At 74.1% G+C, this 10,207-nt stretch carries 12 protein-coding genes and 1 pseudogene; 8 read left to right on the top strand and 5 right to left on the bottom strand.

The genetic code is table 11. From position 1 onward, the window contains the following. A pseudogene (locus AB0B41_RS33440) lies at window positions 1-82 on the bottom strand (riboflavin synthase); the annotation flags it as partial. Window positions 83-319: 237 nt separating this feature from the next. Beyond that, entirely contained in the window at window positions 320-853 is a 534-nt protein-coding gene (locus AB0B41_RS33435; protein WP_358210506.1) for a VOC family protein, read from the bottom strand. A 103-nt stretch (window positions 854-956) separates the two neighbouring features. Here AB0B41_RS33435 and AB0B41_RS33430 point away from each other — a divergent pair, with 103 nt between their 5' ends. Beyond that, window positions 957-1,712, top strand: coding sequence for a nucleoside phosphorylase (locus AB0B41_RS33430; protein ID WP_358210504.1), 756 nt, complete (start codon window positions 957-959; stop codon window positions 1,710-1,712). A 49-nt stretch (window positions 1,713-1,761) separates the two neighbouring features. On the opposite strand, the gene AB0B41_RS33425 is transcribed toward AB0B41_RS33430, so the two are convergent. After that, the gene (locus AB0B41_RS33425; protein ID WP_358210502.1) at window positions 1,762-2,748 is read right to left on the bottom strand and encodes a TIGR03617 family F420-dependent LLM class oxidoreductase; all 987 of its coding nucleotides are present in this window, start codon (window positions 2,746-2,748) and stop codon (window positions 1,762-1,764) included. 238 nt (window positions 2,749-2,986) lie between these two features. Between AB0B41_RS33425 and AB0B41_RS33420 the strand changes: the two genes are divergently transcribed. From AB0B41_RS33420 to AB0B41_RS33400, 5 genes are all read left to right on the top strand, one after another. Beyond that, window positions 2,987-3,913, top strand: coding sequence for a putative sulfate exporter family transporter (locus AB0B41_RS33420; protein ID WP_358210500.1), 927 nt, complete (start codon window positions 2,987-2,989; stop codon window positions 3,911-3,913). After that, window positions 3,811-4,059, top strand: a complete 249-nt coding sequence (locus tag AB0B41_RS33415; protein ID WP_358210508.1) for a putative sulfate exporter family transporter — start codon at window positions 3,811-3,813, stop codon at window positions 4,057-4,059. Before AB0B41_RS33420 ends, AB0B41_RS33415 begins: the two co-directional genes overlap by 103 nt. A 133-nt stretch (window positions 4,060-4,192) precedes the next feature. After that, on the top strand, window positions 4,193-5,320 hold the full coding sequence (locus tag AB0B41_RS33410; protein WP_358210498.1) for an NDMA-dependent alcohol dehydrogenase: 1,128 nt from the start codon (window positions 4,193-4,195) through the stop codon (window positions 5,318-5,320). An 86-nt stretch (window positions 5,321-5,406) separates the two neighbouring features. Then, window positions 5,407-6,969, top strand: a complete 1,563-nt coding sequence (locus AB0B41_RS33405) for a long-chain-fatty-acid--CoA ligase (RefSeq protein ID WP_358210496.1) — start codon at window positions 5,407-5,409, stop codon at window positions 6,967-6,969. Window positions 6,970-6,998: 29 nt separating this feature from the next. Then, complete coding sequence (locus AB0B41_RS33400) at window positions 6,999-7,283, top strand: antibiotic biosynthesis monooxygenase family protein (protein WP_358210494.1); 285 nt, start codon at window positions 6,999-7,001, stop codon at window positions 7,281-7,283. Between the two features lie 5 nt (window positions 7,284-7,288). Here AB0B41_RS33400 and AB0B41_RS33395 read toward each other — a convergent pair whose 3' ends face one another. After that, window positions 7,289-7,927, bottom strand: coding sequence for a DUF937 domain-containing protein (locus AB0B41_RS33395; protein WP_358210492.1), 639 nt, complete (start codon window positions 7,925-7,927; stop codon window positions 7,289-7,291). Window positions 7,928-8,045: 118 nt separating this feature from the next. Between AB0B41_RS33395 and AB0B41_RS33390 the strand changes: the two genes are divergently transcribed. Beyond that, window positions 8,046-9,071, top strand: coding sequence for an LLM class F420-dependent oxidoreductase (locus tag AB0B41_RS33390; RefSeq protein WP_358210490.1), 1,026 nt, complete (start codon window positions 8,046-8,048; stop codon window positions 9,069-9,071). Between the two features lie 58 nt (window positions 9,072-9,129). On the opposite strand, the gene AB0B41_RS33385 is transcribed toward AB0B41_RS33390, so the two are convergent. Then, window positions 9,130-9,645 carry a pyridoxamine 5'-phosphate oxidase family protein gene (locus tag AB0B41_RS33385; protein WP_358210488.1) on the bottom strand — a complete coding sequence of 172 codons (516 nt, stop codon included), beginning with the start codon at window positions 9,643-9,645 and terminating at the stop codon, window positions 9,130-9,132. Between the two features lie 82 nt (window positions 9,646-9,727). On the opposite strand from AB0B41_RS33385, the gene AB0B41_RS33380 reads away from it, so the two are divergent. After that, the gene (locus AB0B41_RS33380) at window positions 9,728-10,195 is read left to right on the top strand and encodes a DUF1992 domain-containing protein (RefSeq protein ID WP_358210486.1); all 468 of its coding nucleotides are present in this window, start codon (window positions 9,728-9,730) and stop codon (window positions 10,193-10,195) included. Window positions 10,196-10,207: the final 12 nt, after the last annotated feature.

Here is a 10,207-nt window from a genome sequence, read left to right as displayed (position 1 = left end):
CGTCGACCTCGAGGTTCACCGGGTCGCCGGGGGCGCGCAGGCCGAGCGTGGTGTCGGCGAGCGTGGTGGGGATGAGCGCGACCCCGGCGGCGGCCCGGCGGGGCCGCGTCGGTCACCGTTCATCCGTCCCTGCACCGTCCCGTCGGTGTCGAGGCTCGCTCCGCAAGCTCCGCTCGATGAGTCGCCGGTCCGCTCCTGTCGCGGCCCACGGTAGCGAGGGGCCGTACCGGCCCCTCAACCATGGGACGCGCGGGAGCGGTCGAGGTTGCGCGACGGTCCGGAACCCGCGCCGGCCGGTGCCGGCGGCGGGCCGGAAGGATCAACGGGACGGGTTCTCCCCGAGGAGCTCCTCGCCCTCGAACTTGCCGAGCTCCTCGCGGTAGAACTCGAGCCCGACGCCGTTGGGGTCCCGGACGTAGAGGCTGTTCTCGACGCCGCGGTCGGGGCCGAGGTAGTCGACGCCGGCCTCGTCGAGCCGGGCCTTGGCCCGCTCGAACTCCTCCGGCGAGGTGGAGAGGGCGAGGTGCTGCACCGCGCCGATCGTCTCGCTGAAGTCCGGGTGGTCGTGGCCCGGGAAGTCGAAGAAGCCCAGCAGGTTGCCGTGGCCGATGTCGAAGAAGAAGTGGCTGGAGCCGCGGTAGTCGCGGTTCTCCACCAGCTCGACGAGCGGGAAGCCCAGCAGCTCCTGGTAGAAGCGGATGGTCTCCTCGACGTCCTTGCAGATCAGGGCGAGGTGGTGGACTCCCTGCACGGTCGTCGGCCTGCGGTCGGCGGGTGCCTGGAGGTACTTCCCGCGCAGGTCGGCGCGTCGGGCGCGGATGGCCTCGAGCTCGGCTCCCTCGGGCTGCGGCATCGGACTCCCCTTCCGTCGGTGGTGCCCCGTCCAACGATTGTTGAGCGTGCAACATTCCGTGCCCGCTCCCCGAAACGGTAGCGCCGCGGGGCATGATCGGCCCGTGGATCCGCTGCCCCTCTGCGAGGACGACCTGGCCGACCCGGGGGTGCTCGAGCCGCACCGGGTCGTGCCCCGCCGGGTGCAGCTGCCGGAGGCCGCGGTGCTGTGCTTCTTCCCCGAGGTCGTGGCGGCGGTGCCCGCCGTGCGGACGGTGCGCCTGTCGTCGGAGCTCGGGCCGTGGCCGGTGCACGAGATCGAGCGTGACGGGCGGCGGCTGGCGGTGATCCAGCCCGGCGTCGGGGCGCCGTTGTCGGCAATCTTCCTCGAGGAGCTGATCGCGCTCGGCGTGCGGGCGGCGGTGGCGGTCGGTGGAGCCGGGTCCCTCGTGCCGGAGCTGACCGTCGGGCACGCGGTCGTGGTCGACAGCGCGCTGCGCGACGAGGGCACGTCCTTCCACTACCTGCCCGCAGGCCGGGTCGTGGAGGCCGATCCCGCGGGCATCGCCGCGCTGACCGGCACGCTCGACGCCGCCGACGTCCCGTACGTCACCGCCCGCGCCTGGACCACGGACGGCGTGTTCCGCGAGACCCGCGGCCGGGTGGCCCGGCGCGTCGCCGAGGGCTGTGCGGTGGTCGACATGGAGGCCTCGGCGCTGATCGCGGTCGCCCGATACCGCGGGATCCGCCTCGCCCACCTGCTCTTCGCCGGCGACTCCCTCGCGGGCGAGGAGTGGGAGCACCGGGGCTGGACCACGGCCGCCGAGATCCGCGCCGCGCTCTTCGAGCTCGCCGCCGCTGCGGCCCTGCGGCTCGCCTGACGCTTCCTCGGCTCACCAGCGCTCGCGCCGCTCCGGGGGCGGTCGGCCCTCACGGGGCGCGGAGGGCCTCCACCAGTCCGGCGAAGCGGGCAGGGCCGGAGGTGTCGCCGGGGCGGTTGAAGCGGACCCGGTGGGCGAGGCCGCCGTAGCGGCGGCGCAGGTCGGCGGCGATCTCCTGCTCCGTCCCGATCGAGCACATGCTCTCCAGGATCTCGTCGGTGACGAGCGGGACCATCTCGTCCCACCGCCCGCGCTTGGAGAGCGTGTTGAGGTCGGTCTGCAGGTCGCCCCAGCCGTGCAGCTCCAGCACCGGGCGGTAGGCGGGCGTGGAGCCGTAGAAGGAGATCTGTCGGCGGACGGCCTCGACGTCGGCCTCGTCGAGCGCGACGAAGGCGGACAGCGCGATCTCCAGCGGCGCCAGGCCCTCCCCGCGGTGCTCCTCGACCTCCGGGAGGATCACCTCGCGCAGGTACCGCTCGGTGAGGAACGGGTGCGTGAACAGCCCGTCCGCCACCTGCGCGGTGGTCCGCAGCATGTGCGGCCCCACGGCCGCGAGGAACACCTTGGGCGGGCCGTACGGGTTCTCGGGCGGCACGAAGTTCGGCGTCATCAGGGTGTGGTCGTAGAACTCGCTGCGGTGGTGCAGGCGCTCGCCGCCCTCCCAGGCCTGCCAGATCGCCCGCAGCGCCACCACGAAGTCCTTCATCCGCGCGGCCGGCTTCGACCACGGCATCGAGAACCGCCGCTGGACGTGCGGGCGGATCTGGCTGCCGAGGCCCAGCACGAACCGGCCGCGGGAGAACCGCTGCAGGTCCACGGCCTGGTAGGCCACGGTCATCGGCGTCCGGGCGAAGGCGATCGCGACGGACGAGCCGAGCTCCAGTCGCGTGGTGTGCTCGGCGCCGACCGCGATCGGCAGGAACGCGTCGGCCTTGTTCTCGCTGTTCCAGGCGCCGTCGAAGCCGAGCTCCTCGGCGGTCCGGGCGTCCTCCGCCACGTGCTCGAGGCCGTCCCGCAACCGCGCGTCGATCTTCACGGACCTCGACTCTGCCCGCGCCGGGCGGGCCGGTCAACGACCGCCTCACCGGGCCGGCTCGCTCGGCTGGTCCCCGGCCGTGTCGCCGAGGGACATGTCGAGGCGCGGGCGCGCGTCGGGAAGACCTCCGAGGTGCAGGCGTAGCCCAGTGCCGGCGCCACGGACACGAACCCGCCTCGCCCTTGCCGCGGTCACTGAATGTCCGTACATTTCTCGTAACCGTTCCGAGGGGAGAGAAATGAGCAGCTGGTCGGCCGGCTGGGCACCCGGCCTCCCCCATGCCGGCCTGCTCGGCTCTGCCGCCGCTCACCTCGGCCGGGCCGGGCGGCCCGTCCGCCGCCTCGGCCCCGGACTCGCGCTCGCCCTGCTGGTCGCCGCGGCCGCGACCGGCCTCGGCCGGCTCGTCCCGGTGCTCGGCGGACCGGTGCTCGGGATCGTGCTCGGCGCCCTGGTCGGCGCGGCGGTCCGGCCGGGCGCGGCCCTCGCCCCGGGCCTGGCCGTGGCCGCCCGGCCGCTGCTGCAGGCGTCGATCGTCGTGCTCGGGACCGGCATCTCGCTGCAGCAGGTGGTGCGGGTCGGGCTCGGCTCGCTCCCCGTCATGCTCGGCACGCTCGCGGTCGCCCTCGGCGGCGGCTGGCTGCTCGGCCGCCTGCTCGGCGTCACCGGCGACACCCGCACCCTGGTCTCGGTCGGGACCGGCATCTGCGGGGCGTCGGCGATCGCCGCGGTCGCCTCCGTGATCGAGCCCCGACGGACCGACCTCGCCTACGCGATCGGCACGATCGTGACCTTCAACGTGGCCGCCGTACTGCTCTTCCCGGTCGTGGGGCACGCGCTCGCGATGGACCAGGCGGCGTTCGGCCTCTGGGCCGGGACGGCGATCAACGACACGTCGTCCGTGGTCGCGGCGGCCGTCTCCTACGGGCCCGAGGCGGCACAGGAGGGGATCGTCGTCAAGCTGACGAGAACCCTGATGATCGTGCCGGTGGTACTGGCGCTGGCGCTGGTGCGCGGGCGCCGGACCGGCGACACCCGGCGGGTGCCGTGGCGGAAGGTCGCCCGCTGTTCCTGGTCGGCTTCCTCCTCGCCGCCGGAGCGCAGAGCCTCGGCCTGGTCCCGGCGGGCTGGCACGCGGGCCTCGCCCTGCTCGGCACCTTCCTCCTGACGACGGCGCTGGCCGGCATCGGGCTCACCCTCCGGTTCGCGGACATGCGCGCCGCCGGGTTCCGCCCGCTCCTGCTCGGCGGGCTGCTCTGGGTCGCCGTGGCCGTGTCGAGCCTGGGCCTGCAGGCCGCCACCGGGGCGCTGTAGCCGGGCGGAGCCCCGTCCACCCTTCACTGCGCCGCCGACCGGCGCTGAACGATCGATCAGCCCACCCTTGAGTGTGACGTCGTCGTCATGTGAGACTCGGCCGTCGTCCGAGACCCCCAGCGTCGGAGGAAGCGTGAAGACCAAGGGTGCCCTGCTGTACGAGCCGAACACCGACTGGAAGGTCGAGGAGATCGAGATCGGGGATCCGGTCGCGGGCGAGGTGCAGGTCCGGCTCGCCGCCACCGGCCTCTGCCATTCCGACGAGCACGTCCGCACCGGGGCCAACACCGTGCCCGTGTACCCCGTCCTCGGCGGGCACGAGGGCGCCGGCGTGGTGACCCGGGTGGGTCCGGGCGTCGTGGGGCTGCAGGAGGGCGACCACGTCGTCCTCGGCTTCATCCCCGCCTGCGGCGTCTGCCGGCCGTGCTCGAAGGGCATGCAGAACCTCTGCGACCAGGGCGCGAACCTGCTGACCGGCAAGGCGATCGCCGACGACACCTTCCGGATCACCGCGTCCGGCAACCCGGTGTCGCCGATGTGCCTGCTGGGCACGTTCTCCCCGTACGTCTGCGTCGACCAGTCGTCCGTGATCAAGATCGAGAAGGACGTCGACCTGGCCACCGCGGCCCTGCTCGGCTGCGGCGTCTCCACCGGCTGGGGGTCCACCGCCTCGATCGGCGGCACCAAGGCGGGCGACGTCGTGGTGGTCGTCGGCGTCGGCGGCGTCGGGATCAACGCGGTGCAGGGTGCCGCGGCGGGCGGCGCCCGGATGGTCGTCGCCGTGGACCCGGTGGCGTACAAGCGCGAGTGGGCCATGGAGTTCGGTGCCACCCACACCTTCTCCTCCATGTCGGAGGCGCTCGAGCCGCTCCGCGACCTCACCTGGGGCACCATGGCCGACACCGTGGCGCTGACCGTCGGCGAGCTCGAGGGCGACATGATCCAGCCCGCGCTCGACCTGACCGCGAAGGGCGGCCAGGTCGTCGTCACGGCGATCGCGGACATGCAGCAGATCGACGCCAAGGTCGGGCTGTTCGAGCTGGCCCTGCTGCAGAAGCGGATCCAGGGCGCGATCTTCGGCGGGATCAGCCCGCGCACCCAGATCCCCCGGCTGCTCGACGAGTACCGCGCGGGCCGGCTCAAGCTCGACGAGCTCGTGACGCGCACCTACACCCTGGAGGAGATCAACCAGGGCTACCAGGACATGCGCGACGGGAAGAACCTGCGCGGGGTCGTCCGCTACACCGAGGCCGACTGGTAGGCCGGTCTGGGGCAAGCTCTCCTCCGGCGACCGCGACGCCCGCGGCCGCCGGAGGAGCACCACGTCCAGGCGACCTCAGGAGAACGATGACGTCCCCGCGACTGCCCGGCAGCGGCCAGCACTGGATCGCGCAGATCGACCGGCACGCCCACCAGACACCCGACCGCGCCGCCCTCGTCTTCCGCGGCGAGCGCATCACCTGGACGCGGCTGCGCACCCGGGTGCGTGCGCTGGCCGGGGCCCTGGCCGAACAGGGTGTCCGCGAGGGCGACCGGGTCGCGGTGCTGATGAGCAACCGGCCCGAGTTCCTCGAGGCCGTGCTCGCCGCGAACGCCCTGCGCGCCATCGCGGTGCCGGTGAACTTCCGGCTCTCCGCCGAGGAGGTCGCGTTCGTCCTCGGCGACAGCGGCGCCGTCGCCCTGGCCGTCGACGCCGACCTCGCCCCGCTCGCGGCGCAGGTCCGCGACACGCTCGCGGGCCCGGCCGTCGTGCTGGTCACCGGGACCGATCCCGCCGACGCGGGCCCCGGCTCGCTGTCGTTCGACGAGCTCGCCGCCGGGCCGGAGCGCCCGCTGCCCGAGATCGCGATCGACGAGCACGACCCGGCGCTGATCATGTACACGTCCGGCACCACCGGGCGGCCGAAGGGCGCGGTGCTCAGCCACCTCAACCTGTCGGTGCAGACCCAGACGCTGATCCGCTACTGGCGCCTCTACCGGGACGACGAGGTCAACCTCTGCGCCTCGCCGATGTTCCACATCGCGGCGATCGGCGGGATCGCGCCGCTCATCGCGACCGGCGGCACCACGGTGATCCTGCCCAGCGGCCAGTTCGACCCGGACGGGCTGCTCGACGTGCTGCAGCGCGAGCGGGTCACGCACGTGTTCCTCGTCCCGGCGCAGTGGCAGGCCGTGGTCGCCGTGCCCGACGCCGGCGCGCGGGCCGCCCACCTGCGGGTGATGTGCTGGGGCGCGGCCCCGGCGTCGGTCACCCTGCTGGAGCGGATGGCCGAGACCTTCCCGGGCGTGCCCAACGTGTGCACCTTCGGCCAGACCGAGATGTCCCCGGTCACCACGGTGCTGGAGGGCGAGGACGCGATCCGCAAGATCGGCTCCGTGGGCAAGCCGGTCCCGGCCGTGTCCATCCGGATCGTCGACGACGAGATGAAGGACGTCGCACAGGGCGAGATCGGCGAGATCGTCTACCGCGGTCCGAACCTCATGGCCGGCTACTGGAACCTGCCGGAGGCCACGGCGGACGCGTTCGCCGGCGGCTGGTTCCACTCCGGCGACCTGGTGCGCGAGGACGAGGAGGGCTTCCTCTACGTCGTCGACCGCAAGAAGGACATGATCATCTCCGGCGGGGAGAACATCTACTGCGCCGAGGTGGAGAACGTCCTGGCCGCACACCCCGGGGTGGCCGACGTCGCCGTGGTCGCCGCACCGCACGAGAAGTGGGGCGAGACCCCGGTCGCCGTGGTCGTGCCGCTGGACCCGGCCGCCCCGCCCTCGCTCGACGACCTCACCGAGTGGTGCCGCACCCGGCTCGCCTCGTACAAGAAGCCGACCCGGCTGCTGGTGCTCGACGCGCTGCCCCGCAACGCCTCGGGCAAGGTCCTCAAGCCGGTGCTGCGCGACCGCGTGCGATGAGTCCGGGGTCCCGCGACGGTCACCAGGTCATGCTGATCGTCGCGGGACACCTCGTCGTCGACCCCGCCGAGCGGGACGGCTACGTCGCCGGATGTGCGCAGGTCGTGGAGCTCGCCCGGGCGGCCGAGGGCTGCCTGGACTTCTCCATCGCCGCGGACGTGCTCGACCCGGGCAGGGTCAACGTCTACGAGCGCTGGACGGCGGAGGAGCCGCTCCTGGCCTTCCGGGGCAGCGGGCCCGCCGAGGGCCAGCAGGCGCAGATCCTCGACGCGGACGTGAAGCGGTACACGATCTCGGCGGTGGGCGACCCCTAGAAGATCTAGGGCGACTTGCGGCCACCGCCGAGCAGACCGCCGAGGAGGTCGCCGAGCCCGCCGCCGAGGATCCCGCCCTGGCCGGACCGCCCGCCGGCGCCGCCGAGGATCCCGCCCAGCAGGTCCCCGAGCCCGCCGCCCGAGCCCGCGCCGGACCCGGGCAGCCCGCCCGTGCCCGCGGATCCGCCGGCCAGCTTCTTGGCCAGGTACGACATCACGATCGGGGCGAGGATCGGCAGCAGCTTGGCGATCAGGCCGGAGCCGTCCTGCCCGCCGAGCGCGCCCTGCGCCCCGGGGGCCGCGGCCCCGCCGCCGGGGCTGCCGCCGAGCGGGCCGAGCCCGCCCAGCTGGTTGACGACCATCGGGCGCTGCTCGCCGAACACGTGCCCGACGATCCGATCGCCGTCCGCGGTGTCGACCTGCCCGAGGTCCACCCCGCCGTCGATCAGCCCGGAGTCGTGCTGCCGCACCGCGTCCGCGAGGGAGGCGGCCCCCGCGGGGTCCTCCGCGTTGGCCTGGATGCCGCCGAGCAGGGCGGGCAGGGCCTGGCGGGCGGCGTGTTCCGCGGTGGCCTCGTCGACGCCCAGGCGGGCCGCGAGGTCTCCGAGCGGAACCTGGGCGAGGATCTCGTCGACCGGGCTCACGCGGCGGAGACTAGCGGCGGTCCCGTGGTCCGCGCGCCCTCCGCGTCGGCCGGGACCGTCCACAGGGGTGTCCACGGGGTCCCCGGGTAGGTTCCGCGGCGAGACACGAGGAGGCGTCATGCGGCTGGGGTTCCACATCGGCTACTGGTCCTCGGGCCCGCCGCCGGGTGCACAGGAGTCGGTGCTGGCCGCCGAGCGGCTGGGCTACGAGTCGGTGTGGTCGGCCGAGGCCTACGGCTCGGACTGCCTCACCCCGCTGGCCTGGTGGGGCGCCGCGACCAGCCGCATCACGCTGGGCACCAACATCTTGCAGATGTCGGCGCGGACCCCGACCGCCGCCGCGATGGCCGCGCTGACCATGGACCACCTCTCCGGCGGCCGGTTCGCGCTGGGCCTCGGCGCCTCGGGCCCGCAGGTGGTGGAGGGCTGGTACGGCCAGCGCTACCCGCGGCCGCTGGCCCGCACCCGCGAGTACATCGCGATCGTGCGGAAGGTGCTGGCCCGCGAGGAGCCCGTGGCGTTCGACGGCGAGTTCTACCGGCTGCCGGTCGACGGCGGCGCCGGCCTGGGCAAGCCGTTGCGCTCGACCGTCCACCCCGTGCGCCCGGACCTGCCGATCCACCTGGCGGCCGAGGGCCCGAAGAACGTCGCGCTGGCCGCCGAGATCGCCGACGGCTGGCTGCCGCTCTTCTTCTCCCCCAAGGCCGACGCGTTCTACCGCGAGGCCCTCGCCGAGGGCTTCGCCCGGCCCGGCGCGCGCCGCACGGCGGAGGACTTCCGGGTCCAGGCCTCCCTGCCCGTGATCGTCGACGCGGACGTCGAGCGCGCGGCCGACCACGTCCGGCCCTTCCTCGCCCTCTACGTCGGCGGGATGGGGGCCAAGGACGCCAACTTCCACAACCAGGTCTTCGTCCGGATGGGCTGGGAGGCCGAGTGCGCCCGGATCCAGGAGCTGTACCTGGAGGGCCGGAAGAAGGACGCGGTCGCCGCGGTGCCCACGGCGATGGTCGAGGACGTCGCGCTGGTCGGGCCGAAGGAGAAGATCCGCGCGGAGCTCCCCGCCTGGGAGGCGACGGTCGTCGACACGATCCTCGTGCAGGGGGACCCGCGCGGCCTCGAGGCCGTGGCCGACGCGCTGTCCTGAGCGAGCGGCGCGTTCGTTCAGTAGGTGTGAGCGAGAGCGCCGTTCACCGGGGGCGGGGTCAGAAGCGGTACCGGGTCTGGCCGTAGGTGCCCTTGGCGAAGGCCCACACCGCCTCGGGGGCCACGGCGAAGACCAGGGCCGGGCCGCCGTCGCCGACGAAGGTGCCGTCGTCCGCGACGTCGAAGTGCCACTCCTCGCCGTACTTCGCGACGTAGGCGTCGGCGACGGCCTGCAGGGAGGCGGTGTCCGTGACGCGCACCGCCTCGCCCTCGACCACGACGTCCAGCCCCCGGTCCAGGTCGTTGCAGCCGGTCGTGACCACGCAGCCCGGGGTCTCCGCGAGGTTGCGGGCCTTGCGCTCCCCCGCCCCGGTGCAGAAGTGCAGCGCCCCCTCGTGCCACACGGCGATCAGCGGCGTGACGTGCGGGCGGCGGCCGCCGGGCCGGACCGTCGAGACCCAGTACAACGGCGCGTCGGCGAGCCGGGCGCGGGCGGTCGCCCACGGCGTCGGCTGGGCGGCGGGCTCGCTGTAGCGGCCGTCGAACTCGGTCACCGGCTCGAGCGTGCGGGTCATGGCGGGCCTCCTCGGGTCGTCGTCGGATGGACCGCCGCCGCGCCCGGAACTCATCGCCTACCGTGGGAGCCGGGGGTGCTCCATGAGGTACGAGTCCGCCGTCGAGAAGGCCATCCGCGAGGCCGTGGAACGCGGCGAGTTCGACGACCTGCCCGGCAGCGGCCGGCCGCTGCCGAACCTGGCCGACGCGGACGAGAACTGGTGGCTCAGGGGCTACCTGCGGCGCGAGGGCGTGCCCTCCGACGCGCTGCTGCCCACCCCGATCCAGCTCCGCAAAGAGGTCGAGCGGCTGCCGGAGACGGTCCGCGACCTGCCCACCGAGCAGGCCGTGCGCGATCTCGTCGCCGAGCTGAACGCCCGCGTCGCCGCCTGGCTGCGCGCCCCGGACGGGCCGCGGCTGCCGGTGCGCCGGGCCGACCCCGACGCCGTCGTGGAGGCGTGGCGGGCGCACCGGGAGGCGCGCTCGGACGCCCTGCGACGGGCCCGCGCCCAGGAGCCGCCCGAGCCGCGGCGGAGCCGGTGGTGGCGCCGGGGGCCACGGGCGAACTAGCGTCGGGAGAAG

The sequence above is a fragment of the Pseudonocardia sp. NPDC049154 genome (assembly GCF_040648315.1).
Taxonomy (GTDB): domain Bacteria; phylum Actinomycetota; class Actinomycetes; order Mycobacteriales; family Pseudonocardiaceae; genus Pseudonocardia.
The sequence above is the reverse complement of the archived record's forward strand: the minus strand, read 5'-3'. Positions and strand labels throughout refer to the sequence as shown.